Below are 25757 nucleotides of genomic sequence, written 5' to 3'. Positions count from 1 at the left end.
CAAACTCAAGATTTCAATGCTTCGGCCAGTTTCGCGATCTTGCCGCGAACAGAGCCATCGATTACCAGGTCACCAGCGCGGATGACGACGCCGCCAATCAGGCTGGCATCCTCCGACGCGTGCAGGCGAACTTCCTGGCCTAGCCGTGCACTGAGAACCTTGGCGAGTTTGTCTTGCTGTTCTTGGTTCAACGCGAAGGCACTGGTGACTTCCACGTCCACGGATTTCTCTTGCTCGGCCTTGTACAGGTCAAACAGAGCGGCAATCTCCGGCAGAAGCAGGAGACGATCGTTTTCCGCGGCAACATGAATGAAATTCTGTGCCTGTGCATTGAACTTGTCACCGCACACGTCAATGAACGTGGCGGCCTTTTCTGCGCTCGTCAGTCGCGGGGCCTTGAGCAGGCGCTGCATGGTGTCGTCTTGCGACACCGCAGCAGCCAGGCCGAGCATGGCTGACCAATTGGCCAGTTGCTGATGGGCCTGGGCATGCTCAAAGGCAGCCTTAGCGTAAGGTCGGGCCAACGTGGTCAGTTCTGCCATGATCGCCCTCGCTTAAATTTCAGCGGCCAGTTTGTTAACCAGCTCCGCATGCGCGTTTTGATCGATTGTGGCGCCAAGGATCTTTTCAGCACCGCCAACGGCCAGAGCACCCACTTGGGCACGCAGGGCGTCTTTGGCGCTGTTCAGTTCCTGTTCGATCTCGGCCAGAGCCTGAGCCTTCACACGGTCAGCTTCGACGCGGGCCTGATCACGGGCTTCCTCGACAAGCTGAGCAGCGCGTTTCTTGCTTTGCTCAATGATTTCGGCTGCCTGTGCTTTAGCTTCACGCAGTTGCTGACCCACTTTCTCTTGGGCCAGCTCCAGGTCGCGAGCTGCGCGGTTGGCAGCGTCCAAGCCGTCGGCAATCTTCTTTTGACGCTCGTGCAGAGCAGTGATGACCGGAGGCCATACGTACTTCATGCAGAAGAGTACAAAAATCAGGAAGGCAACGGATTGGCCAATCAGGGTTGCATTAATGTTCACGCCAACACCTCGCTCGGTCTTAATTCATCACAGCCATCAACTCGTGGGAACGAGTGATCAGCCGGCGATCTGACCAACGAAGGGGTTCGCGAAGGTGAAGAACAGAGCGATACCAACACCGATCATGGTTACGGCGTCGAGCAGACCGGCAACGATGAACATTTTGACCTGCAGCATCGGAACCATCTCAGGCTGACGAGCAGCACCTTCCAGGAACTTGCCGCCCAGCAGGCCGAAACCAATGGCGGTACCCAGAGCACCCAGGCCGATCAGCAGAGCAACAGCGATAGCGGTCAGACCAACTACAGTTTCCATCTTTCCTCCCGACTTTTACGTCGTATTGGTTAGGTTTTTAGTTTGAAGCGGTAAAACAAATCGTTTGGTACAGCTGCCCTTGCGGACTTTTTAAGCCCTCCCCCCAAACGAGCGGGGAAGGCTATCAGACACGCCAGGCGGTCTTAATGGTTATCTTCGTGAGCCATCGACAGGTAGACGATGGTAAGCATCATGAAGATGAAAGCTTGCAGGGTGATGATCAGGATGTGGAACACAGCCCACGCCCACTGCAGCACCACACCCAGGCCGCTGAGCCAGAGGATGCCGGCGCCGAACATCACCGCGATCAGGATGAACACCAGTTCGCCGGCGTACATGTTGCCGAACAGACGCAGTGCCAGCGAGATCGGCTTGGCGATCAGGGTGACGAATTCCAGCAGGAAGTTGACCGGAATCAGCAGGATCTGCAGGAAGATGTTCTTGCTGCCGAACGGGTGCAGGGTCAGCTCACCGATGAAGCCGCCCAGGCCCTTGACCTTGATGCTGTAGAAGATGATCAGGGCGAACACGCAGAAGGCCATGGCCAGGGTCGCGTTCGGGTCGGTGGTCGACACGGCGCGGAACGGAATGTGCGGATCACCGGAGATCAGGATGGCCAGCTGAGGAATCCAGTCGACCGGTACCAGGTCGATGGCGTTCATCAGGAATACCCAGACGAAGATGGTCAGCGCCAGCGGTGCGATCACCGGGCTACGGCCGTGGAAGGAGTCCTTCACGCTGCCGTGGACGAAGTCCACCATCACTTCCACGAAGTTCTGCAGACCACCAGGCTGACCGGAAGTCGCCTTCTTGGCCGCCATGCGGAAGATGAACAGGAAGATCAGACCCAGCGCGACGGACCAACCCAGGGTGTCCAGGTGGAACGCCCAGAAGCCCATTGCCTTGGCTTCTGCAGCCGAATGGGCGAAGCCCCAGCTGCCGTCTGGTAGTTGACCGTAGGTCAGGTTCTGCAAGTGGTGCTGGATATAGCCCGAAGCGGTTTCTGCTGCCATGGTTGCCTCAAACGCCCTAAGGTCTCGAAAGTCTTTTATTCATCAGCAGGGGCGCGAACCAGCTGACCAAAAGGGTCAACACGAAGACGCCGAATACTGCCAACGGCGCCAATGGCTTCACTCCTGCGAAGGTCAGTGCAAAAAGCACTGCCGTCAAAATCATCTTGCCTGCCTCGCCCGCGTAAAACGACTTGACGATAGCTTGTGCCGCCCGAGCCCCGCTGAAGCGAAAAGCCTTCCAGGCGAAATACACATTGGGCAGCCAGGCAATCAAACCTCCGCAAAGGCCTGAATATCCACTGACCGCCCCTTTCCACTGCCACAACACCAAGGTTGCCAGCAGTAGTACGACGAATTGAGCCAGCAGTACCGGAAAAACCGCCCAGCGATGGAAAGGCAGGCGGTTTGGCGTGCGGATTTCCATCACAACTGCTCCTCGGAAGTCGACCAACAAGTCAGTTATGACTTGGCATAATTTGTGCCGACAAAATGCGCGCAGAGTATAGGGGTGGATTAACCCCTATTCAACTCTTCGGTAGTGATTTCCGACTGCGCGCTACAACGGGAATTGTTTCAGCGGATGTGAGCAAGGACGCCCTGCAACTCGTCAAGCGAGTTGTAACGAATAACCAACTGGCCTTTTCCCTTGTTGCCGTGGCGTATCTGCACGGGCGAGCCCAGGCGCTCTGCAAGCCGCTGTTCAAGGCGCTCGATATCCGGATCAGGTTTGCTCGGTTCGACCGGATCAGGTTTGCCGCTGAGCCACTGGCGCACCAGTGCCTCGGTTTGGCGCACGGTGAGGCCGCGTGCGACAACATGTCGCGCCCCCTCTTCCTGTCGATCTTCCTCCAGGCCGAGCAATGCACGCGCATGGCCCATTTCCAGATCGCCGTGGGCGAGCATGGTCTTGATGGCTTCGGGCAGCGAGATCAGGCGCAGCAAGTTGGCCACGGTGACCCGCGACTTGCCCACGGCATCCGCGACCTGTTGCTGGGTCAGTTCGAACTCTTGCTGCAGGCGTTGCAACGCCAGGGCCTCTTCCAGCGGGTTGAGGTCCTCGCGCTGAATGTTCTCGATCAGCGCCATGGCAATGGCAGCTTCGTCCGGCACTTCCCGGACCATCGCCGGGATGCTGTCCAGGCCGGCCTGCTGGGTGGCGCGCCAGCGGCGCTCACCGGCGATGATCTCGAAGCGGTTGCCATCGATCGGGCGAACCACGATCGGTTGCATCACGCCATGGTTGCGAATCGAGTGCGCGAGTTCTTCCAGCGCTTCGGGATCCATGTCCCGGCGCGGCTGGTACTTGCCGCGCTGGATCAGCTCGACTGGCAGGTGTTGCAGTTCTTTCTGGTCGATCTTGACAGCCTGCTCTTCGAGCGCGCTGACGGAAGGACCACTGAGCAGTGCATCCAACCCACGTCCGAGACCCCGTTTCTTAACGGCCATGCGGATTCCTTAAGTTGTTTGTGCAGTGCGTGATTGACGGCGTTGACGGCGTACCAGTTCCCCGGCCAGGGCCAGGTAGGCGAGCGCGCCGCGCGATTGCTTGTCGTAGGCCAGCGCCGGCATGCCGAAGCTCGGGGCCTCGGCCAAGCGGATGTTGCGCGGAATGACCGTGTCGTAAAGCTGTTCGCCGAAGTGTTCCTTGAGCTGTGCCGAAACATCGTTGTTCAGGCTCAGGCGCGGGTCGTACATGGTCCGCAGCAGGCCTTCGATCTTCAGCTGAGGATTCAGACGAGCGGCGATGCGCTTGATGTTATCCACAAGGTCGCTGAGACCCTCCAGTGCGTAGTACTCGCACTGCATCGGGATGATCACGCCATCGGAAGCGACCAGGGCGTTCAGCGTCAGCATCGACAACGACGGCGGACAGTCGATGAGGATGTAGTCGTAGTTCTCGCGGATCGGCGCCAGCGCATTGCGCAAGCGGCTCTCCTTGACCTGCATTTCCAGCAGCACGACTTCCGCGGCGGTCAGGTCGCGGTTGGCCGGCAGCAGCTGGAAGCCGCCGTGCTCGGAGTAGTGCATGGCCTGGGCAAGGTCGCATTCGCCGATCAGCAGGTCGTAGACCGAATGCTCGAGTTCATGTTTGTCCACACCGCTGCCCATGGTGGCGTTGCCCTGCGGATCGAGGTCGATCAGCAGCACACGACGCTTGGTCGCGGCCAGCGATGCTGCAAGATTGATACAGGTGGTGGTCTTGCCCACTCCACCTTTCTGGTTCGCGATTGCGAATACCTTAGCCATTGTTGCGTGTGTTCCCAGTCATGCCTTGCGGCGCAGTATCAGCAGATGGCGCTGGCCCTGGCAACCTGGAACGGTCAGGGCCTGCTCGCTTTCCACTGTGAAGTCTGCGGGCAATGCTACCAGTTCATCGGCAGGATGCAGCCCCTTCATTGCAAGCCATTGCGTCCCGGTGTCGCCCAGATGGCGGGTCCAGTTGGTGAAGTTCTCCATGCTGCTGAAAGCGCGGGAGATGATGCCGCTGAACGGCTGCGCGGGCTGGAAGACCTCGACCCGGCTGTGGATAACCGTGAGGTTGTCCAGTTTCAGTTCCATTTTCACCTGGGTCAGGAAGCGGGTCTTTTTGCCATTGGCGTCCAGCACCGTCACCTGTTTGTGCGGATGCAGGATAGCCAACGGAATGCCCGGCATGCCACCGCCGCTGCCGACATCGAGCCAGCTGTCGCGGTCGCTGTGGATAAACGGCATGACGCTGAGGCTGTCGAGCAGATGGCGGGAAACCATTTCGTCAGGATCGCGCACGGCGGTCAGGTTGTAGGCTTTGTTCCATTTGATCAACAGGGCCAGGTAGCCCAGCAGCGCTTCGTGCTGCTGCGCGCTCAACTCGATGCCAAGCTGGCGCGCGCCTGTGGACAACTCTTCTGCGTGTTGCGGGGTGACCAGGGAACTCAAGCGCTTTGCTCCAATTCGCGGCCAGCGCCGCGTTTTTTCAGATGAATCAGCAACAGTGAAATCGCCGCCGGCGTGACGCCCGGGATACGCGAAGCCTGGCCCAGGGTCTCCGGGCGGGTCTGCCCCAGCTTGCCCTGAATTTCCTTCGAAAGGCCGGAAATCGTGGTGTAGTCGATATCCACAGGCAGGCGAGTGTCTTCACTGGCGCGCAGTCGGGCGATCTCGTCCTGCTGGCGGTCGATGTAGCCGGCGTACTTGGTCTTGATCTCGACCTGCTCGGCAACCTGTGGATCGATGACGTCACCGCCGGTCGCCTCGATCAGCCCGGCGTAGTCGATTTCCGGCCGTGCCAGCAGGTTGAGCAGGCTGTACTCGTGGCTCAACGGGGTGCCGAACCTATCCACAACGGCCTGGCCTTGCGGGGTATTCGGGCGCACCCAGGTGGATTTCAGGCGCTGCTCCTCGCGTTCGATGCCATCGCGCTTGGTGCAGAAGGCGGCCCAGCGCTCGTCATCGATCAGGCCAAGCTCACGACCTTTCTCGGTCAGACGCAGGTCGGCGTTGTCTTCGCGCAGGATCAGCCGGTACTCGGCACGCGAAGTGAACATGCGGTACGGCTCCTGGGTACCCAAGGTGATCAGGTCGTCGACCAGCACACCGATGTAGGCCTCGTCGCGGCGTGGACACCAGCTCTCGCGGCCTTGTGCACGCAGTGCGGCGTTGGTACCGGCCAGCAAGCCCTGGGCGCCGGCTTCTTCGTAACCGGTGGTGCCGTTGATCTGGCCGGCAAAGAACAGGCCGCCGATGACCTTGGTCTCGAGGCTGTACTTCAGGTCACGCGGATCGAAGTAGTCGTATTCGATGGCATAGCCCGGGCGCACGATGTGGGCATTTTCCATGCCGCGGATCGAGCGGACCAGCTCCAGCTGCACGTCGAACGGCAGCGAAGTGGAAATACCGTTGGGATAGAGCTCATGGGTGGTCAGGCCTTCCGGCTCGATGAACACCTGGTGGCTTTCCTTGTCGGCGAAGCGATGGATCTTGTCTTCGATCGACGGACAGTAGCGCGGGCCTACGCCTTCGATGACACCGGAGTACATCGGCGAACGGTCGAGGTTCGAGGCGATGATCTCGTGGGTGCGCGCATTGGTGTGGGTAATCCAGCAGCTGACCTGGCGCGGGTGCATCTGCGCGTTGCCCATGAACGACATCACCGGGATCGGCGTGTCGCCAGGCTGCTCGGTCATTACCGAGAAGTCCACGGAACGCCCGTCGATACGCGGCGGCGTACCGGTTTTCAGCCGGCCAACGCGCAGCGGCAATTCACGCATGCGGTGGGCCAGGGCAATGGCGGGTGGATCACCGGCGCGGCCACCGGAGTGGTTCTGCAGACCAATGTGGATAAGCCCGCCGAGGAAGGTACCGGTCGTCAGCACCACCTGTTCGGCGAAGAAACGCAGGCCCATCTGCGTGACCACGCCCTTGACCTGGTCCTGTTCGACGATCAGGTCATCGCAGGACTGCTGGAATATCCACAGGTTCGGCTGGTTTTCCAGGATTTCACGCACCACCGCCTTGTAGATGGCGCGGTCCGCCTGTGCCCGGGTAGCGCGTACGGCCGGGCCTTTGCGGTTGTTCAGGATACGGAACTGGATGCCGCTCTTGTCGGTGGCCAGTGCCATTGCACCGCCGAGCGCATCGATCTCCTTGACCAGATGGCTTTTGCCGATGCCACCGATCGCCGGGTTGCAGCTCATGTGACCGAGGGTTTCCACGTTATGGGTCAGCAGCAGGGTTTTCACACCCATGCGTGCAGACGCAAGCGCAGCCTCGGTACCGGCATGGCCGCCGCCGATGACGATCACTTCAAAACGGGAAGGGAAATCCACCACGCACCTCGTGCCTGTTTTTGCGAATAGAGAAGGTAAGCGGACAAGTATAGGGACTTCACCCCCTCTAAAGGAACCTTTTGCGCAAATTTTAACCAGGCTGTGGATGAGTGGCAGACAACAGAAATCAAAGAAGAGAAATTTATAAAAGCTTTGTTTTTATGTTTATTCTTATGCCCATGCCAATCTGTGGATAACGTTCTGCATCCCTTTATTGACGAGGTGTAGAGAAAAATTAAACCCTGTGGTTGGGTGGCCCTGAGGGTTCTGGATAACGTCTTTTAGCCTGTGGATTAAATGCCTGTTTACCCACAGACCGTTTTGTCCTCAGAAAAAAAGGCGGCTTATCAACGGGGCTGAAGGTGAGTTTTCCACAGGGCTCCTGCGGGCAAAAAAAAGCCGCTCCCTGAGGAACGGCCTTTGGTGTCGCAGGTATGTGGATTACTTGCCGATGCAGAAACTCGAGAAAATCCTGCCCAACAGGTCGTCAGAACTGAACGCACCGGTAATTTCACCCAGGGCTTGCTGTGCCTGTCGCAGGTCTTCGGCCAATAGCTCGCCAGCGCCAGCCAGCGTCAGTTGAGCGTGACCGTGTTCCAAGTGAGCACTGGCCTGGCGCAGGGCATCCAGGTGACGCCGGCGTGCGCTGAAGCCACTCTCGGCCGTCTGCTCGTAACCCATGCAGGCCTTGAGATGATCACGCAGCAGCTGCAGCCCCTCATCATCGCCCTTGGCGCTCAGGGTGATGGTCACGTGACCGTCCTCGCACTCTTCCAAGCCGACCTGCTCGCCGCTGAGGTCGGCCTTGTTGCGTATCAGGGTGACCTTGGCCGGATCCGGCCGCTGGTCGAGAAACTCGGGCCACAAGGCGAATGGATCGCCGGCTTCGGATGCCGTGGAATCAACAACCAAGAGCACGCGATCGGCCTCGCCGATCGCCTTCAGCGCGCGTTCCACCCCGATTTTTTCCACATGGTCGTCGGTATCCCGCAAGCCGGCGGTATCGACCACGTGCAGCGGCATGCCATCGATGTGGATATGTTCACGCAGGATGTCCCGGGTGGTACCGGCGATATCGGTAACGATCGCTGCGTCACGCCCCGCCAGCGTGTTCAGCAAGCTCGATTTGCCGGCATTTGGTCGGCCGGCAATCACCACGGTCATGCCGTCACGCAGCAAGGCGCCCTGCCCGGCTTCGCGCTGCACTGTGGACAACTCGCCACGGACCGCATCGAGCATGGACAAGACATGGCCATCGGCGAGGAAGTCGATCTCTTCTTCCGGGAAGTCGATCGCCGCCTCGACGTAGATGCGCAAGGCGATCAAGGCTTCGGTGAGGCTGTGCACACGCTTGGAAAATTCGCCCTGCAGCGAACGCAGGGCATTGCGCGCGGCCTGGCTGGAGCTGGCTTCGATCAGATCGGCGATGGCTTCGGCCTGGGCCAGGTCGAGCTTGTCGTTGAGGAAAGCGCGCTCGCTGAATTCGCCAGGGCGAGCCAGGCGGCAGCCGACTTGTACACAGCGCTGCAGCAGCATGTCCAGGACCACTGGCCCGCCATGCCCCTGCAGTTCGAGCACATCTTCGCCGGTGAAGGAGTTGGGGCCCGGGAAGAACAACGCAATGCCTTCATCCAGCACCAGGCCGTCCTCGTCGCGAAACGGCCCGTAATGGGCGTGGCGTGGCGTCAGGGTACGGCCGGTGATGAGTTGGCCGGCCTTGGCCGCCAGTGGCCCGGACAGACGGACAATGCCCACGCCCCCGCGGCCCTGGGCGGTAGCGATGGCGGTGATGGTTTCACGCACAGTGTTCATGCTCGAAAGCCTCTACGACAAAAACGACAGATAGCAAAAACGCCCCCGAAGGGGCGTTTTTATTCACAGGCTAGCGCAGTAGCCCGTCAAGCAGCAGCTTTTTTGCTGGCCGCTTCGATGCTGCGGGTGATGTACCACTGCTGAGTGATCGACAGGCAGTTGTTCACAACCCAGTACAGCACCAGACCAGCCGGGAACCACAGGAAGAAGAAGGTGAAGATGATCGGCATCATTTTCATCACCTTGGCCTGCATCGGATCCGGCGGCGTCGGGTTCAGGCGCTGCTGGATGAACATGGTGGCGCCCATGATGATCGGCAGGATGAAGAATGGATCCTTGATCGACAGGTCAGTGATCCACAGCATCCACGGGGCCTGGCGCATTTCCACGCTTTCCAGCAGTACCCAGTACAGGGCCAGGAACACCGGCATCTGCACCAGGATCGGCAGGCAGCCACCCAGCGGGTTGATCTTCTCTTTCTTGTACAGCTCCATCATCGCCTGGGACATCTTCTGGCGATCGTCACCGAAGCGCTCCTTCAGCGCGGCAAGCTTGGGTGCCACGGCGCGCATGCGCGCCATCGAGCGGTAGCTGGCAGCCGACAGCGGGAAGAACAAGCCCTTGATCAGCATGGTCAGGACAATGATCGACCAGCCCCAGTTACCCAGCAGGCTGTGGATATGTTGCAGCAGCCAGAAGATCGGCTGGGCGATGAACCACAGGAAGCCGTAGTCGACGGTCAGTTCCAGGCCTGGGGACAACTCCTTGAGCTTGGACTGGATCTTCGGACCGGCATACAGCATGGCGCTGGTTTCGACCTTGCCGCCGGCAGGTACGCTCAGGGCCGGGCCGGTGTAGCCGATGATGTAGTTGCCCTGGCTGTCCTTGCGAGTCTGGATGACGTTGTTGTCCGACTTGGCCGGAATCCAGGCGGTCACGAAGTAGTGCTGCAGCCAGGCAACCCAGCCGCCGGACACATTTTCTTTCAAAGCACCTTTGTCCATGTCCTTCATCGAGACCTTCTTGTAAGGCTCGGAAGGTGTCCACAGCGCAGCACCCAGGTAGGTGGCAGTGCCGGTGGCGGTGCTGGAGGACGGATCGGAGCTGGCGTCACGCTTGAGCTGGGCAAACATGTTGCCGTTCCAGGCCTGACCGCTCTGGTTGTCGATCAGGTAGCTGACGTTCAGGTCGTATTCGCCACGTTTGAAGCTGAAGCGCTTGATGTAGTTGACGCCGTTGTCGCTGAACTTCAGGTCGACCACCAGTTGTTCCTGGCCGTCGGCCATCTGGTAGCTCTTCTGTTCGGTGGCATACAGCGGACGACCTGCAGCGCGGGCATCCGGGCCGTTGACGCCGGTCAGGCCGCTTTGTGCCAGGTAGACACGCTCGCCGCCGTTGTCGAACAGCTGGAACGGAATGTCCGGATGGTCCTGACGGCGTGGGTACTTCGGCAGGTTCAGCTGAACGATGTCACCACCGACTGGATCGATAGCCAGTTCCAGGACATCGGTCTTGACCCGAATCAGATCCTTGCTGAGTGCAACGGGTGCCAGTTCGGCAGGGCTCGACTCACCATTGGCGCTCGGTACATCGGCGCTGGCGCCGTTGTTGGCGGCGGGTACGCCATCGGGCAAGCCCGGAGCAACAGTGCTGGCAGCAGTATTCTGAGTCGGCAAGGCAGCCTGACCGTAGTCATCGTTCCACTTCAGGACCATGACATAGGACACGATTGCCAGGGCGACGATCAGGATCGTGCGTTTAATATCCATGATTACTCGGCTATCGAAGAAGTTCGGGAGGAAGGAGCGGGGGGAACGGGGTCGAAACCGCCGTCGTTCCACGGATGACAACGCCCCAGGCGACGAACGGCTAGCCACCCGCCACGCAAGAGGCCATGGTTCTCAATGGCTTCGTAAGCGTAACAGGAGCAAGTGGGGTAGAAACGACAGTGACTGGCCATCAGAGGACTAATGGCGTAACGGTAAAACTGGATCGGAACGAGTGCCAGTTTACGCATTTTGACTGTCTACCCCTGCGGAATCGGCGTTTGCCGCTGGAGTGGGCCGGCTGCGAGCCAGGCGTTTCCAGAGCTTGCCAAAGTGTTGGTGCAATTCCGGGTTTTCTATCTCACCCAATCCCTTGCGCGCGACGATCACTATGTCCAGGCCAGCGAGCATCTGCTGGTTGAGACGGAAGGAATCGCGCATCAAGCGCTTGAGGCGATTGCGTTGAACGGCAAGCTTGACGCTCTTCTTGCCGATCACCAGGCCGAGGCGTGGATGATCGAGACCGTTCTCGCGAGCAAGGATCAGCAGGTTTTTCCCTGGAACCTTGCCGGTTGGGGAGTCGAAGACCGCTTTGAAATGCCGGGGTGTAAGCAGTCGCTTTTCCCGACTGAAGTCCTGACTCACCACCTGTGCCGAAAAATCAAATGGCCAGACGCTTACGGCCTTTGGCACGACGACGCGACAGAACAGCGCGGCCGTTCTTGGTAGCCATACGGGCACGGAAGCCGTGGGTGCGAGCGCGCTTGATGGTGCTTGGTTGGAAAGTACGTTTCATGGCGTGTTACCTGGGTTTGTCGACAACGGGCCGGGATGGCCCCCTTTTTAAGAGATCGGCGATTCTAGAGAAAGCAAGGCAATAGGTCAATTTCCAACCAGCCTTTCCTTATGGAAGGCGTCTCTGGCTTCTCGTCCAGTCGACACTCGATCGGCTGGACAAACGGACGACAGAATGAAAAAAAAGAAGAGAGATATAAAAAGCTTTTCTGAAGAACTTATAACTCTTAAGTGGATAAGTGTCTGTGGATAACATTCTGCAGGCCAATACTCACGGGCTGTACAGAATTTTGAAACCTTGTCCACAACAGGTGCTGCGTCTGTGTGGCCTGTGGGTAAAACCTGTGGAACAAATCGATGCTTATCCACAGGTGAGTTATCAACAGATCTGAACTCAGGGTTGTGCATAGCCCTCATGTGCGCTTATCCACAGGGCTTATTCGTAGTCATGTCGAGCTGTTTTGGTCGCTAAATGGCTGATTTGGCATGGCTCAGAATGTTTCCACATGTGGATAACTGAGCGCTCGACCGGTACAATGGCGGTTTGTTTTTGCCTCATCCGGCTTTCAACTCAGGGGATATCCGTGTCAGTGGAACTTTGGCAGCAGTGCGTGGAGCTTCTGCGCGATGAACTGCCTGCCCAGCAATTCAACACCTGGATCCGTCCGCTACAGGTCGAAGCCGAAGGCGACGAGTTGCGCGTCTATGCGCCTAACCGTTTCGTTCTCGATTGGGTGAATGAAAAGTACCTCGGCCGCCTTCTCGAACTATTGGGTGAAAACGGCAGCGGCATCGCGCCAGCCCTTTCCTTGTTGATAGGCAGCCGTCGCAGCTCCGCACCGCGGGCCGCCCCCAACGCCCCGGTCAGTGCTGCAGTGGCGGCGTCTCTCGCACAAAGCCATGCGCAACCCGCTGCTGCGCCAGCCGCAGCGCTCGTCGAGCCAGCCACGGCTGCCGTTGTCGAGGCCGTCTCGATCGAAGACAGCCCCGAGCCGTCTTCGCGTGAAAGCTTCGATGCCATGGCAGACAGCAACCCGGTGCCGACCGCGAGCGGACGTACCGAACAGCGCACCGTCCAGGTCGAAGGCGCGCTCAAGCACACCAGCTACCTGAACCGCACCTTTACCTTCGAGACGTTCGTCGAAGGCAAGTCGAACCAGTTGGCTCGCGCCGCTGCCTGGCAGGTGGCCGATAATCCCAAGCATGGCTACAACCCGCTCTTCCTTTATGGCGGGGTGGGCCTGGGCAAGACTCACTTGATGCATGCTGTGGGTAACCATCTGTTGAAGAAGAATCCGAATGCCAAGGTGGTCTACCTGCATTCCGAGCGCTTCGTGGCGGATATGGTCAAGGCGCTGCAGCTCAACGCGATCAACGAGTTCAAGCGCTTCTATCGCTCGGTCGACGCCTTGCTGATCGACGACATCCAGTTCTTTGCCCGCAAGGAGCGTTCGCAGGAGGAGTTTTTCCACACCTTCAACGCCTTGCTCGAAGGTGGCCAGCAGGTGATTCTCACCAGCGACCGCTACCCCAAGGAAATCGAAGGCCTGGAAGAGCGTCTGAAGTCGCGCTTCGGCTGGGGCCTGACTGTGGCTGTAGAGCCACCGGAACTGGAAACCCGTGTCGCGATCCTGATGAAGAAGGCCGACCAGGCCAAGGTCGAACTGCCACACGACGCGGCGTTCTTCATCGCCCAGCGTATTCGCTCCAACGTGCGTGAACTCGAAGGCGCGCTCAAGCGTGTGATCGCTCACTCGCACTTCATGGGCCGCGATATCACCATCGAGCTGATTCGTGAATCGCTGAAGGACCTGTTGGCGCTGCAGGACAAGCTGGTCAGTGTGGATAACATTCAGCGCACCGTGGCCGAGTACTACAAGATCAAGATCGCCGATCTGTTGTCCAAGCGTCGCTCGCGTTCCGTCGCGCGCCCACGCCAGGTGGCCATGGCGTTGTCCAAGGAGCTCACCAACCACAGTCTTCCGGAGATCGGCGACATGTTTGGTGGCCGTGACCACACCACCGTGCTGCACGCCTGCCGCAAGATCAACGAATTGAAGGAATCCGACGCGGACATCCGCGAGGACTACAAGAACCTGCTGCGCACGCTGACGACCTGATGGCCGTCAGCCCAGCTAATTGAAGGCAAGGGACTAGACCATGCATTTCACCATTCAACGCGAAGCCCTGTTGAAACCCCTGCAACTGGTCGCCGGTGTCGTCGAGCGCCGCCAGACCTTGCCGGTCCTGTCCAACGTACTGCTGGTCGTACAAGGCCAGCAGCTGTCGTTGACCGGTACCGATCTGGAAGTCGAACTGGTAGGCCGCGTGCAACTGGAAGAGCCGGCCGAGCCTGGCGAGATCACTGTCCCGGCGCGCAAGCTGATGGACATCTGCAAGAGCCTGCCGAACGACGTTCTGATCGACATCAAGGTCGATGAGCAGAAGCTGTTGGTCAAGGCCGGTCGCAGCCGTTTCACCCTGTCGACCCTGCCGGCGAACGACTTCCCGACCGTGGAAGAAGGCCCAGGCTCGCTCACCTGCAACCTGGAGCAGAGCAAGCTGCGTCGCCTGATCGAGCGCACCGGCTTCGCCATGGCCCAGCAGGATGTTCGTTACTACCTGAACGGTATGCTGCTAGAGGTAGATACGAACCATATTTGCGCCGTATCCACCGATGGGCATCGTCTGGCGCTTTGCTCCATGCATGACAGTATCGATCATTCCAACCTTCATCAGGTGATCGTTCCGCGCAAAGGCATCCTCGAGCTGGCGCGCTTGTTGAACGAGCCTGATGGGCAGGTCAGCATCGTTCTGGGTCAACACCACATCCGTGCTACCACTGGGGAGTTCACCTTCACTTCCAAGCTTGTTGATGGCAAATTCCCGGACTATCAGCGTGTGCTGCCAAAAGGTGGGGACAAGGTAGTGGTCGCAGATCGTCAGGCGCTTCGCGAAGCGTTTAGCCGAACGGCGATTCTGTCGAATGAAAAGTACCGCGGCATTCGCCTGCAATTGTCTGCCGGCCTTCTGAAGATCCAGGCCAACAACCCTGAGCAGGAAGAAGCCGAAGAAGAAATCAGCGTCGACTACGAAGGTAGCTCGCTGGAGATCGGCTTCAACGTCAGCTACCTGCTGGACGTGCTGGGCGTGATGACTACCGAGCAAGTTCGTCTGATCTTGTCTGACTCCAACAGCAGTGCGCTGCTGCAGGAAGCCGGCAATGACGATTCTTCCTACGTAGTCATGCCGATGCGCCTGTAACGTAGCAGGCCAAATGTCCCTTCGACGTATCATGGTCACCGCGGTGCGCAACCTGCACCCGGTGACTCTCACACCCTCTCCCCGCATCAACATCCTCTACGGCGCCAATGGCAGTGGCAAAACCAGTGTGCTCGAAGCTGTGCACCTGCTTGGTTTGGCCCGCTCATTTCGCAGCACCCGCCTGAACCCGGTCATTCAGTACGAACAACCTGCGTGCACGGTGTTTGGCGAGGTGCAGCTGAATGAGGGTGGTACCAGCAACCTGGGTGTTTCTCGCGAACGCCAAGGGGAGTTCACCATTCGCATCGATGGGCAGAATGCACGGAGTGCTGCGCAATTGGCGGAATTGTTGCCGTTGCAGCTCATCAACCCAGACAGTTTTCGACTGCTGGAAGGCGCCCCGAAGATCCGACGGCAGTTCCTGGATTGGGGAGTGTTCCACGTGGAACCCCGATTCATGCCAGCCTGGCAACGTCTGCAGAAGGCGCTGCGGCAGCGGAACTCGTGGTTGCGTCATGGTACACTTGACCCAGCTTCGCAAGCCGCCTGGGACCGGGAACTGTGCCTGGCCAGCGCGGAAATAGATGAATACCGTCGCAACTACATCAAGGCCTTGAAGCCCGTCTTCGAGCAAACCCTGAGCGAACTGGTCGAGTTGGACGGGTTGACCCTGAGCTACTATCGAGGCTGGGACAAGGACCGGGAACTGCAAGAAGTCCTCGCCTCTTCTCTCCTTCGCGATCAGCAAATGGGCCATACCCAAGCTGGTCCGCAGCGTGCTGACTTGCGACTTCGTCTGGCTGCCAACAATGCGGCCGACATTTTGTCGCGTGGTCAGCAAAAGCTGGTCGTATGTGCTTTGCGCATCGCCCAAGGCCACCTCGTCAACCAGGCTCGCCGCGGTCACTGTATTTATCTGGTCGATGACTTGCCGTCCGAACTGGACGATCAACATCGGCGTGCGCTGTGCCGCTTGCTTGAAGAATTACGCTGCCAGGTATTCATCACCTGTGTAGATCACGAATTACTGAGGGAAGGCTGGCAAACGGAAACGCCAGTTGCTTTGTTCCACGTGGAACAGGGCCGTATCACCCAGACCCACGACCATCGGGAGTGAAGGCATGAGCGAAAATCAAACGTACGACTCCTCCAGCATCAAGGTGCTGAAAGGTTTGGATGCCGTGCGCAAGCGTCCCGGCATGTACATTGGCGACACCGATGATGGTAGCGGCCTGCACCACATGGTCTTCGAGGTGGTCGACAACTCGATCGACGAAGCCCTCGCCGGTCACTGCGATGACATCACCGTCATCATTCACCCGGATGAATCCATCAGTGTGCGCGACAACGGTCGCGGCATTCCGGTTGACGTGCATAAAGAAGAAGGCGTTTCAGCAGCCGAGGTCATCATGACCGTGCTGCACGCCGGCGGTAAATTCGACGACAACTCGTACAAGGTTTCTGGCGGCCTGCACGGCGTAGGCGTGTCGGTGGTCAATGCCCTGTCTGAAAAGCTGGTGCTCACCGTTCGCCGCAGCGGCAAGATCTGGGAACAGACCTACGTGCACGGTGTTCCACAGGCTCCAATGGCTGTAGTGGGCGACAGTGAATCCACCGGTACCCACATTCACTTCAAGCCGTCGGCTGAAACTTTCAAGAACATTCACTTCAGCTGGGACATCCTGGCCAAGCGTATCCGCGAGTTGTCGTTCCTCAACTCCGGCGTTGGCATCCTGCTGAAGGACGAGCGTTCGGGCAAGGAAGAGTTCTTCAAGTACGAAGGCGGCCTGCGCGCATTCGTTGAATACCTGAACACCAACAAGACGCCGGTCAACTCCCAGGTGTTCCACTTCAATGTCCAGCGTGAAGATGGCGTGGGCGTTGAAGTAGCGCTGCAGTGGAACGACAGCTTCAACGAAAACCTGCTGTGCTTCACCAACAACATTCCGCAGCGCGACGGTGGTACTCACCTGGTTGGCTTCCGTTCCTCCCTGACCCGTAGCCTCAACAGCTACATCGAGCAGGAAGGCCTGGCCAAGAAGAACAAGGTCGCCACCACCGGCGATGACGCCCGTGAAGGTCTGACCGCGATCATTTCGGTGAAAGTGCCGGATCCGAAGTTCAGCTCCCAGACCAAGGACAAGCTGGTTTCCTCGGAGGTGAAAACCGCCGTGGAACAGGAAATGAACAAGTACTTCGCCGACTTCCTGTTGGAGAACCCCAACGAAGCCAAGGCTGTTGTCGGCAAGATGATCGATGCCGCCCGTGCCCGTGAAGCGGCGCGCAAAGCTCGTGAGATGACCCGCCGCAAAGGCGCGCTGGATATCGCCGGCTTGCCGGGCAAACTGGCGGACTGCCAGGAGAAGGACCCTGCCCTGTCCGAACTGTACCTGGTGGAGGGTGACTCCGCAGGCGGCTCGGCCAAGCAAGGTCGTAACCGTCGCACCCAGGCGATCCTGCCGCTGAAGGGCAAGATCCTCAACGTCGAGAAAGCCCGTTTCGACAAGATGATCTCGTCCCAGGAAGTCGGCACGCTGATCACTGCACTGGGCTGCGGTATCGGCCGTGAAGAGTACAACATCGACAAGCTGCGCTATCACAACATCATCATCATGACCGATGCTGACGTTGACGGTTCGCACATCCGTACCCTGCTGCTGACCTTCTTCTTCCGTCAGCTGCCGGAGCTGGTCGAGCGTGGCTACATCTACATTGCCCAGCCGCCGCTGTACAAGGTGAAGAAGGGCAAGCAGGAGCAGTACATCAAGGACGACGAGGCCATGGAAGAATACATGACCCAGTCGGCACTCGAAGATGCCAGCCTGCACCTGGACGAGTCGGCGCCTGCGGTTTCCGGTGTTCAACTCGAAGCCCTGGTGAACGAATTCCGCAGCGTGATGAAGACCCTCAAGCGTCTGTCGCGCCTGTACCCGGAAGAGCTGACCGAGCACTTCATCTACCTGCCGGAAGTCACCCTCGAGCAACTGGGCGACCAGGCTGTCATGCAGGCCTGGTTGGCGCGCTTGCAGGAACGCCTGAACAACAGCCAGAAGTCGGGCCTGGCCTACAAGGCCAGCCTGCGCGAAGACAAGGAACGCAATGTCTGGCTGCCGGAAGTGGAAATCACCTCCCACGGCCTGGCCAGCTACATCACCTTCAACCGCGACTTCTTCGGCAGCAACGACTACCGTACCGTGGTCAACATCGGTGCCAAGCTGTCCAGCCTGTTGGGTGAAGGCGCCTATGTTCAGCGTGGTGAGCGTCGCAAGGCGATCGTCGAGTTCAAGGAAGGCCTGGACTGGCTGATGAACGAGACCACCAAGCGCCACACCATCCAGCGCTATAAAGGTCTGGGCGAGATGAACCCGGATCAGCTGTGGGAAACCACCATGGACCCAACCGTGCGCCGCATGCTGAAGGTCACCATTGAAGACGCGATCGCTGCCGATCAGATCTTCAACACCCTGATGGGTGATGCAGTGGAGCCGCGCCGCGAGTTCATCGAAAGCAATGCCCTGTCGGTATCGAACCTGGACTTCTGATCAGGTGTAGAAACCGCTCGAAAGAAAGCCCGCGAAAGCGGGCTTTCTTTGGCTGCAGATCCACACGGGCTACGACAAGCCCAGCGCCTTCAGGCGGCGATACAAGGTGCGTTCACTCATCCCGAGGTGCCGAGCCAGTTCACTGCGTGGCCCCTGGAATTGTTCGAGTGCCTGCGCCAGCGCACCGAGGTCGTTGCGGCCTCGCCCTTTGACAAGACTGCGAGCTTGCTCCAGGCCTAGATCTTCAGGCAGATGCTCGGGCCGGATCAGCCCGTCATCGGCAAACAGGCGAGCCCTTTCCAGGATGTTGCGCAGCTCGCGGATATTGCCAGGGAAAGGATGCAGCTCAAGATGCTGCTGTGCTTCCTGGCTCAACCTGGGTGCCGGCATGCCTGGCATGCGCTGCAATAAACTTTCGGCGAGCAACGGCAAGTCTTCCACGCGCTCGCGCAATGCGGGCAAGCGGATCGGGAAGCCGCTGATCCGGTAGTACAGGTCTTCGCGAAACGTGCCCGCTGCCACCATCTGCTTCAATGGCTTGTGGGTCGCCGATACCAGGCGGAAGTCCGAGTGCACGGTGCGCAGGCTGCCTACCGGTCGGAAGCTGCCGGACTCGATCAGGCGCAGCAGTTTGACCTGCATGGCCAAGGGCACTTCACCGATTTCGTCGAGGAACAATGTGCCGCCATGGGCGGCTTCAGCGAGGCCGATCTTGCGCTGGTTGGCGCCGGTGAAGGCGCCTTTCTCGTAACCGAATAATTCGCTCTCGCACAGCGATTCGGTCAGGCCGGTGCAGTCGACCACCACCAACGGGCCGTTGGCCCGTGGGCTGCCCATGTGGATCGCGCGGGCGAACAATTCCTTGCCGGTGCCCGATTCACCCTGGAGCAACACCGGGATCTGCGCAGGGGCCGCACGCTGCAGGCTGGCCAGTGCCCCCTTGAACGCGGGCGACCTGCCCACCAGACCTTGTTGCTGAGGTTGTGCCGAAGCCAGGGTGACAGTGTTCAGGCGCTCGACGAAGGCCACCACCCTACCCTGTTCGTCGAGGATCGGGCGCAGTTCCACATCCACGTGCTCCGGGCCGCGTGGCGTGTGATGGATGTGCAGCACACGCTCCGGCACCTTGCTGTCCCATACCTTGCGCATCGGGCAATGCTCACCGGCCTGATCACAGGGCACGGCGTAATGGTGCGAGACGCGATGGCACTTCTCGCCCAGTGGGGCTTGCTGATCACGGCCGAACAGCCGGCGGTAGGCCGCATTGGCAGCGAGGATGTTGTAGTCGGTGTCCAGCACGATCGTAGGCAGCGCATCGTGTTCGAGGTAGGAAACCAAGGCTAGGATGATGGAGTGGGATTCAGGCATGACGGCACCGATCTATGACGCAGGCAGGGTAACAAGGACTGCCAAACACTGCCATTGGCTGTCAGTCGACTGCCAGCGCAGCTGCCATTGTGCCAAGGCATGCGCCAGCAATGGCCGGTTTCCTTGGCTTTTCAGCGCGTAAGCGGCCTGGCATGCATCTTGATAAACCTCCTGGCACTGCCTACGCCTTATGAGGGCGGTGGATAATTTGGAGAACGTGATGATCATCGGCAACAACCTTCACGTGGAAGCCTTCTTCGACAAGGCGACCTCGACCATCAGCTACCTGGTCATGGACGGCGAGACGCGCAAGTGCGCGTTGATCGACAGCGTCCTGGACTACGACCCCAAGGCAGGACGTACCTGCACCGACTCTGCAGATCTGCTGATTGCCCGGGTCAAGGCGCTGGGGGCCGAGGTGCAGTGGATACTGGAAACCCACGTCCATGCCGACCACCTTTCCGCAGCGGCTTACCTGAAGGAAAAGCTGGGTGGCCATACCGCCATTGGTGCTCACATCACTCAGGTGCAGAAGGTCTTCGGTTCGCTGTACAACGCAGAAGCGGGCTTTGCCCGTGATGGTAGTCAGTTCGACGTGTTGCTCGAGGACGAAGAAGGCTTTCGCATCGGCAACCTGCTCGCGCGTGCCCTGCACACCCCGGGGCATACACCTGCCTGCATGAGTTACCTGGTCCAGGATGGCGGGGAGAAAGCAGTGTTCGTCGGCGACACATTGTTCATGCCCGACTACGGTACCGCGCGCTGTGACTTCCCCGGTGCCGATGCCCGCACCTTGTATCGCTCCATCCGCCGCCTGCTGGCCTTCCCAGACCAGACCCAGCTGTTCATGTGCCACGACTACCTGCCAGGTGGGCGTGACATGCGCTACGTCACCACGGTCGCCGAACAGCGCGGTGACAATATTCACATCCATCAAGGCATCGACGAGGACAGCTTCGTCGCCATGCGCGAAGCCCGCGACAAGACCCTCGACATGCCCGTGCTGATCCTGCCTTCGGTGCAGGTGAACATGCGCAGCGGCCATTTCCCCGAGCCCGAGGAAAACGGCGTGAGCTACCTGAAGATTCCGCTGAACAAGCTCTGACCGCCCTGCTCCATCTATTAGAAATCCAGGAAATACTGTCATGCCTGCCTTGTTGTCCCCAACTCATGCCGACCACCACAAAGTGGTCATCGTCGGTGCCGGTGCCGCGGGTATCGCCACCGCCTCCAGCCTGATCAGCCGCGACCCTTCCCTGGACATCGCGCTGATCGACCCCGCCGATGTGCACTACTACCAGCCCGGCTGGACCATGGTCGGCGCTGGTGTGTTCAACGCACCCAGCACCGCCCGTACCATGGCCTCGGCCATTCCACGCGGTGTGCATTGGGTCAAGGCGCGGGTGCAGGGATTCGATCCTTCTGCCCAACTGGTCATGCTCGAAGACGGCCGTGCCGTCAGTTACGAGCAACTGGTGGTCTGCCCTGGCCTGAAGCTCGACTGGGAGTCCATCGCCGGGCTCAGCGAGACCCTGGGCCGCAATGGCGTGACCTCGAACTACCGGTACGACCTGGCACCCTACACGTGGCAGCTGGTGCAAAGACTCAAGCAAGGCCGTGCGCTGTTCACCCAGCCGCCGATGCCGATCAAGTGCGCCGGTGCGCCGCAAAAAGCCCTGTACCTCTCCTGCGACCATTGGCTGCGCCATGGTCATCTGGGTAACATCAAGGCCAGCTTCTTCAACGCTGGCGCCGTGCTGTTCGGCGTGCCCGACTATGTGCCCGCGCTCATGGCCTACATCGACAAGTACGGCGTCGACCTGAACTACAGCCAGCGCCTGGTCGCGGTGGATGGCCCCAACAAGCGCGCGACCTTCGCCCGTACGCTCGCCGACGGCAGCAGCGAAACCCGCACTGAAGCCTTCGACATGCTGCACGTGGTTCCGCCGCAAGTCGCCCCTGACTTCATCCGCCACAGCCCGTTGGCCGATGCCGCAGGTTGGGTCGATGTCGACCCGCATACCCTGCGCCATCGCCAGTTCCTCAACATCCATGCCCTGGGCGACGTGGCCAACACCAGCAATGCCAAGACTGCAGCCGCGGCGCGCAAGCAGGCGCCGGTGGTGGCCAACAATGTGCTGGTGGCGCTGGGCCGGTTGCCGACCTTGGCCCAGTACGATGGCTATGGTTCCTGCCCGCTGACTGTCGAGCGCGGCAAGATCGTGCTGGCCGAGTTCACCTATGGCGGCAAGGTCGCGCCGAGTTTCCCGCGCTGGTTGCTGGACGGGCGCAAGCCGACTCGCCTGGCCTGGCTGCTCAAGGCGCGAGTACTGCCGCCGCTGTATTGGCAAGGCATGCTCAAGGGGCGTGAATGGATGGCGCGGCCTCAGCCACTGGTCGAGGCACCTCAGTGATAGAGCATGAACTGCTTGGCGCCGGGCTCGGTGCCATCATCGGTGCCGTGCTGGCGCTGACCGGTGCCGGTGGCGGCATCCTGGCGGTGCCGTTGCTGGTGTTCGGCCTGGGCATGTCGATGGTCGAAGCGGCGCCCATCGGCTTGCTGGCGGTGGGGCTGGCGGCTGCCGTGGGCGCCGTGCTGGGTTTGCGCCAAGGGCTGGTGCGCTATCGCGCCGCCCTGTTCATCGCCCTGATCGGTATCGCGGTAGCACCGTTCGGGCTGATGCTCGCCCAGCGCTTGCCCAATACGCCCTTGGCATTGGTGTTCGCCGTGGTGCTGGTGTACGCCTGCCTGCGCATCTGGCGCAAGGCGGCCAGGGAACTGCGCGGCGAGACCGTCGATGCGCACCGGCTGATCGCACCTTGCGTACTCAACCCGCTGCAGGGGCGCTTGCGTTGGACGCTACCGTGCGCGCGTGCCCTGGCTTTCACCGGAGCACTGTCCGGGCTGTTGTCCGGCTTGCTGGGTGTGGGCGGCGGGTTCGTGATCATCCCGGCCTTGAACCGCTACACCAACCTGCGCATGACCAGCATCGTCTGCACATCGCTGGCGGTGATCGCCCTGGTATCGATGGGCAGCGTGGTCAGTGCTACCTTGGCGGGCGTCATGCACTGGCGGGTTGGCGCACCGTTCGCCATCGGTGCGGTCCTCGGCCTGCTGGCAGCCCGGCCGCTGGCTGGCAGGCTCGCCGGGCCGCGTTTGCAGCAGATGTTTGCCGTGGCCGGCTGGTCGGCTGCCCTGCTCCTGGCGGGCAAGGCGCTACTCGGCTAGCAACTCGCCTTGCTGCGCCGCGCACAGCGCCAGCAGGTAGTCCCAGACGACCCGCAGGCGCACCGATTTGTGCAGCTCGCGGCGAGTACAGATCCAGTAGCTGCGCTGGATGGTCTCGCTGGGCAGCACGCGCACCAGCCCGGGATCGTGGCGGGCCATGAAGTTGGGCAGCACGGCAATGCCCAATCCGGCGCGGGCCGCGGTCTGCTGGGCGATCACGCTGGTGCTGCGAAAGGCCACGTTGGGCGCCCGGCAGAAGCTGTTGAGAAACAGCAGCTCCTGGCTGAACAGCAGGTCATCGACATAACCGATCCAGCTGTGGCGGGCCAGGTCTTCGCGACTGCGCAGGGGCGGCGAGCGGTCCAGGTAGGCCTGGCTGGCATACAGCGCCAGGCGGTAGTCGGTGAGCTTGCGGGTAATCAGCAGGTCGGCATTGGGCCGTTCCAGGTGGATGCTGATTTCCGCTTCGCGGTTCAGGATGCTGACGAAGCGCGGCACGGCGACCAGCTCGACCTCAAGGCCCGGATAGCGCTCGAACAGTTCGCTCATGCGCGGGGTGAAGAACATGATGCCGATGCCTTCGGTTACCCCAAGGCGGATCTTGCCCAGTGGCGTTATGGCCTGGGTGATTTCTTCCTGCGCCAGCAGGGCGACGTTCTCCATGGCTTCGGCATGCTTGAGCAGCGCCTGGCCTGAAGGGGTCAGCTCGTAACCCTGGGCATGCTGCATGAACAGGGGGGTGCCGAGGCTCTTCTCGATGCTTTCGATGTGCCGGGCGACGGTGCTGTGGGTGGTATTGAGGCGCTTGGCGGCAGTGAGCAAGCGGCCGCTGCGCTGCAACTCGAGGAAAAACCGCAGATCATTCCAGTCGAACATGCTGATCCTTTTGTGCTGTTCGTTCTGGCGCTATCGCCGGCAAGCCGGCTCCCACAGGTACTCCACAGGGTTCAAGACTTGTGGGTTTCCGGTGTGAGCCGGCTTGCCAGCGATAGCGCCAGTACAGGCTTACCACTGTGCTAAAACGCACAACGGCTGCGCGAAATCTCGTGTTTCCTCAGCGAAATTAATCAATAAGATGTAGGACGACAAGAACAATAATCAGGCGCGAGGTTGCACATGCCATCAGCCGATTCTGTCTTCGACTACGTCGTCGTAGGTGCCGGTCCCGCCGGCTGCCTGTTGGCCAATCGTTTGTCCGCCGACCCGACCTGCCGGGTATTGCTGCTCGAAGCGGGCGGCCGCGACAACTACCCGTGGATCCATATCCCCGTCGGTTACCTCTATTGCATCGGCAACCCCCGTACCGACTGGTGCTTCAAGACCCAAGCACAGCCCGGCCTGGGCGGTCGCAGCCTGGGTTATCCACGGGGCAAGGTGCTGGGTGGCTGTTCATCCATCAACGGCATGATCTACATGCGCGGCCAGGCGGCCGACTATGACCAGTGGGCCGAACAAGGCAACGACGGTTGGGCCTGGAAGGATGTGCTGCCGTTGTTCAAGGCCAGCGAAAATCATTTTTCCGGCAGCAGCGAGCACCATGGCGCCAGCGGCGAGTGGCGCGTCGAGCGTCAGCGCTATAGCTGGCCGATTCTCGATGCTTTCCGCGATGCCGCCGAACAGAGCGGGATCGGCAAGGTCGACGACTTCAACACCGGCGACAACCAGGGCTGTGGATACTTTCAGGTCAACCAGCGCAGCGGCGTGCGCTGGAATGCATCCAAGGCATTCCTGCGGCCGATCAAGGACCGCGCCAATCTCACCGTGCTCACCGATGTTCAAGTCGACCAGGTGCTGTTGAACAACACCCGTGCGCGTGCGGTAAAGGCACGCTGGCAAGGCGCCTGGCACGAATTTGCCGCGCGCCGTGAAATCATCCTGTGCGCAGGCGCGGTGGGCTCGCCCGGTATCTTGCAGCGCTCAGGCATCGGCCCACGCAAGCTGCTGGAAAGCCTGGGGATTGCCGTGCGTCACGACATGCCCGGTGTCGGCGGCAACCTGCAGGACCATCTGCAACTGCGGCTGATCTACCAGATTCGCAACACCCGCACCCTGAACCAGATGGCCAACAGCCTGTGGGGCAAGATGGGCATGGGCCTGCGCTACCTGTACGACCGCAGTGGCCCGTTGGCCATGGCGCCCAGCCAGTTGGGCGCGTTCGTGCGCTCCGGGCCCGAGCAGGCCACGGCGAACCTTCAGTACCACGTGCAACCGTTGTCGCTGGAACGCTTCGGCGAGCCGCTTCATCAGTTCCCGGCCTTCACCGCTTCGGTGTGCAACCTGCGCCCGGCAAGCCGTGGGCGCATCGACATCGCCAGCGCGGACATGCACAGCGCTCCGCTGATCGATCCCAATTACCTGAGCGACCCGCGGGACCTGCGGGTCGCTGCCGACGCCATTCGCCTCACCCGGCGCATCGTCCAGGCCCCTGCCCTCGCCGCCTTCGATCCCAAGGAGTACCTGCCAGGGCCGGCTCTGCAGACGGAAGAAGACTTGTTCGAAGCCGCCGGCAAGATCGGCACCACGATCTTCCACCCGGTGGGCACCTGCCGCATGGGCAGCGGCGCACTGGACGTTGTGGATAACCAGCTGCGCGTGCATGGCATACCCGGCCTGCGCGTGGCGGACGCGTCGATCATGCCGCAGATCACCTCCGGTAATACCTGTTCACCCACCCTCATGATCGCCGAGAAGGCGGCGCAACTGATCCTCAAAGGAGCGGCTACCCAGACCTACCTGAACGAAGACGCGCTACCGACGCCCTGACCGGGTGCGTGCAGTACCGGCGGCTTGCGGTCAGAGGCTGCCGACAGTGGAACAACAAGA

24 protein-coding genes are annotated in these 25757 nt (G+C 60.3%); 8 read left to right on the top strand and 16 right to left on the bottom strand.

Going from position 1 to position 25757, the window contains the following annotated elements; all coding sequences use genetic code 11:
- Positions 1 to 5 precede the first annotated feature (5 nt).
- The 14 genes from PPL01S_RS04740 to rpmH form a co-directional block, all read right to left on the bottom strand.
- Complete coding sequence (locus PPL01S_RS04740) at positions 6 to 542, bottom strand: F0F1 ATP synthase subunit delta (RefSeq protein WP_003253191.1); 537 nt, start codon at positions 540 to 542, stop codon at positions 6 to 8.
- Between the two features lie 12 nt (positions 543 to 554).
- Complete coding sequence (locus PPL01S_RS04735) at positions 555 to 1025, bottom strand: F0F1 ATP synthase subunit B (RefSeq protein ID WP_008092228.1); 471 nt, start codon at positions 1023 to 1025, stop codon at positions 555 to 557.
- Between the two features lie 57 nt (positions 1026 to 1082).
- Positions 1083 to 1340: a F0F1 ATP synthase subunit C gene (gene atpE, locus PPL01S_RS04730; RefSeq protein ID WP_003097235.1), complete on the bottom strand. Its 258-nt coding sequence runs from the start codon at positions 1338 to 1340 to the stop codon at positions 1083 to 1085.
- A 143-nt stretch (positions 1341 to 1483) separates the two neighbouring features.
- Positions 1484 to 2353, bottom strand: coding sequence for a F0F1 ATP synthase subunit A (gene atpB, locus PPL01S_RS04725; protein WP_016394319.1), 870 nt, complete (start codon positions 2351 to 2353; stop codon positions 1484 to 1486).
- Positions 2354 to 2369: 16 nt separating this feature from the next.
- The gene (locus PPL01S_RS04720) at positions 2370 to 2777 is read right to left on the bottom strand and encodes a F0F1 ATP synthase subunit I (RefSeq protein ID WP_008092225.1); all 408 of its coding nucleotides are present in this window, start codon (positions 2775 to 2777) and stop codon (positions 2370 to 2372) included.
- Positions 2778 to 2926: 149 nt separating this feature from the next.
- Positions 2927 to 3799 carry a ParB/RepB/Spo0J family partition protein gene (locus PPL01S_RS04715; protein WP_016394318.1) on the bottom strand — a complete coding sequence of 291 codons (873 nt, stop codon included), beginning with the start codon at positions 3797 to 3799 and terminating at the stop codon, positions 2927 to 2929.
- 9 nt (positions 3800 to 3808) lie between these two features.
- Positions 3809 to 4600, bottom strand: a complete 792-nt coding sequence (locus PPL01S_RS04710; RefSeq protein WP_016394317.1) for a ParA family protein — start codon at positions 4598 to 4600, stop codon at positions 3809 to 3811.
- Positions 4601 to 4618: 18 nt separating this feature from the next.
- A complete protein-coding gene (gene rsmG / locus PPL01S_RS04705) occupies positions 4619 to 5269 on the bottom strand; it encodes a 16S rRNA (guanine(527)-N(7))-methyltransferase RsmG (RefSeq protein ID WP_016394316.1) in 651 nt (216 codons plus the stop codon).
- Positions 5266 to 7158 carry a tRNA uridine-5-carboxymethylaminomethyl(34) synthesis enzyme MnmG gene (gene mnmG / locus PPL01S_RS04700; protein WP_028625673.1) on the bottom strand — a complete coding sequence of 631 codons (1893 nt, stop codon included), beginning with the start codon at positions 7156 to 7158 and terminating at the stop codon, positions 5266 to 5268. The genes rsmG and mnmG overlap by 4 nt, the downstream gene beginning before the upstream one ends.
- A 441-nt stretch (positions 7159 to 7599) precedes the next feature.
- The gene (gene mnmE / locus PPL01S_RS04695) at positions 7600 to 8970 is read right to left on the bottom strand and encodes a tRNA uridine-5-carboxymethylaminomethyl(34) synthesis GTPase MnmE (protein ID WP_028625674.1); all 1371 of its coding nucleotides are present in this window, start codon (positions 8968 to 8970) and stop codon (positions 7600 to 7602) included.
- 86 nt (positions 8971 to 9056) lie between these two features.
- The gene (yidC, locus tag PPL01S_RS04690; RefSeq protein ID WP_016394313.1) at positions 9057 to 10739 is read right to left on the bottom strand and encodes a membrane protein insertase YidC; all 1683 of its coding nucleotides are present in this window, start codon (positions 10737 to 10739) and stop codon (positions 9057 to 9059) included.
- Positions 10740 to 10741: 2 nt separating this feature from the next.
- A complete protein-coding gene (gene yidD, locus PPL01S_RS24490; RefSeq protein WP_016394312.1) occupies positions 10742 to 10987 on the bottom strand; it encodes a membrane protein insertion efficiency factor YidD in 246 nt (81 codons plus the stop codon).
- On the bottom strand, positions 10980 to 11384 hold the full coding sequence (gene rnpA / locus PPL01S_RS24485) for a ribonuclease P protein component (RefSeq protein ID WP_016394311.1): 405 nt from the start codon (positions 11382 to 11384) through the stop codon (positions 10980 to 10982). The genes yidD and rnpA overlap by 8 nt, the downstream gene beginning before the upstream one ends.
- A 13-nt stretch (positions 11385 to 11397) precedes the next feature.
- Complete coding sequence (gene rpmH / locus PPL01S_RS24480; protein WP_003253163.1) at positions 11398 to 11532, bottom strand: 50S ribosomal protein L34; 135 nt, start codon at positions 11530 to 11532, stop codon at positions 11398 to 11400.
- 583 nt (positions 11533 to 12115) lie between these two features.
- Between rpmH and dnaA the strand changes: the two genes are divergently transcribed.
- The 4 genes from dnaA to gyrB are packed head-to-tail and all read left to right on the top strand — an operon-like array spanning position 12116 to position 18337.
- The gene (dnaA, locus tag PPL01S_RS04680) at positions 12116 to 13651 is read left to right on the top strand and encodes a chromosomal replication initiator protein DnaA (RefSeq protein ID WP_016394310.1); all 1536 of its coding nucleotides are present in this window, start codon (positions 12116 to 12118) and stop codon (positions 13649 to 13651) included.
- Between the two features lie 40 nt (positions 13652 to 13691).
- Entirely contained in the window at positions 13692 to 14795 is a 1104-nt protein-coding gene (gene dnaN / locus PPL01S_RS04675; protein ID WP_016394309.1) for a DNA polymerase III subunit beta, read from the top strand.
- Between the two features lie 13 nt (positions 14796 to 14808).
- Positions 14809 to 15912 (top strand): DNA replication/repair protein RecF, encoded by a 1104-nt coding sequence (gene recF / locus PPL01S_RS04670; RefSeq protein ID WP_016394308.1) that lies wholly within the window; start codon positions 14809 to 14811, stop codon positions 15910 to 15912.
- Positions 15913 to 15916: 4 nt separating this feature from the next.
- Entirely contained in the window at positions 15917 to 18337 is a 2421-nt protein-coding gene (gene gyrB, locus PPL01S_RS04665) for a DNA topoisomerase (ATP-hydrolyzing) subunit B (protein WP_016394307.1), read from the top strand.
- A 69-nt stretch (positions 18338 to 18406) separates the two neighbouring features.
- On the opposite strand, the gene PPL01S_RS04660 is transcribed toward gyrB, so the two are convergent.
- Entirely contained in the window at positions 18407 to 19705 is a 1299-nt protein-coding gene (locus PPL01S_RS04660) for a sigma-54 interaction domain-containing protein (RefSeq protein WP_016394306.1), read from the bottom strand.
- A 220-nt stretch (positions 19706 to 19925) separates the two neighbouring features.
- On the opposite strand from PPL01S_RS04660, the gene PPL01S_RS04655 reads away from it, so the two are divergent.
- The 3 genes from PPL01S_RS04655 to PPL01S_RS04645 are packed head-to-tail and all read left to right on the top strand — an operon-like array spanning position 19926 to position 22934.
- Complete coding sequence (locus PPL01S_RS04655; protein ID WP_016394305.1) at positions 19926 to 20810, top strand: MBL fold metallo-hydrolase; 885 nt, start codon at positions 19926 to 19928, stop codon at positions 20808 to 20810.
- 40 nt (positions 20811 to 20850) lie between these two features.
- Positions 20851 to 22119 (top strand): NAD(P)/FAD-dependent oxidoreductase, encoded by a 1269-nt coding sequence (locus tag PPL01S_RS04650; RefSeq protein ID WP_016394304.1) that lies wholly within the window; start codon positions 20851 to 20853, stop codon positions 22117 to 22119.
- The gene (locus PPL01S_RS04645) at positions 22116 to 22934 is read left to right on the top strand and encodes a sulfite exporter TauE/SafE family protein (protein WP_016394303.1); all 819 of its coding nucleotides are present in this window, start codon (positions 22116 to 22118) and stop codon (positions 22932 to 22934) included. Before PPL01S_RS04650 ends, PPL01S_RS04645 begins: the two co-directional genes overlap by 4 nt.
- Here the strand turns inward: PPL01S_RS04645 and PPL01S_RS04640 are convergent.
- The gene (locus PPL01S_RS04640; protein ID WP_016394302.1) at positions 22923 to 23810 is read right to left on the bottom strand and encodes a LysR family transcriptional regulator; all 888 of its coding nucleotides are present in this window, start codon (positions 23808 to 23810) and stop codon (positions 22923 to 22925) included. The genes PPL01S_RS04645 and PPL01S_RS04640 overlap by 12 nt on opposite strands.
- 240 nt (positions 23811 to 24050) lie before the next feature.
- Here PPL01S_RS04640 and PPL01S_RS04635 point away from each other — a divergent pair, with 240 nt between their 5' ends.
- Positions 24051 to 25697, top strand: a complete 1647-nt coding sequence (locus PPL01S_RS04635) for a GMC family oxidoreductase (protein WP_016394301.1) — start codon at positions 24051 to 24053, stop codon at positions 25695 to 25697.
- Positions 25698 to 25757: the final 60 nt, after the last annotated feature.

Origin of the sequence: Pseudomonas plecoglossicida NBRC 103162 = DSM 15088, assembly GCF_000730665.1 — a bacterium.
GTDB classification, from domain to species: Bacteria; Pseudomonadota; Gammaproteobacteria; order Pseudomonadales; family Pseudomonadaceae; genus Aquipseudomonas; species Aquipseudomonas plecoglossicida.
Note: the sequence above shows the minus strand (reverse complement) of the source record. Positions and strands in the feature narration are given on the sequence as shown.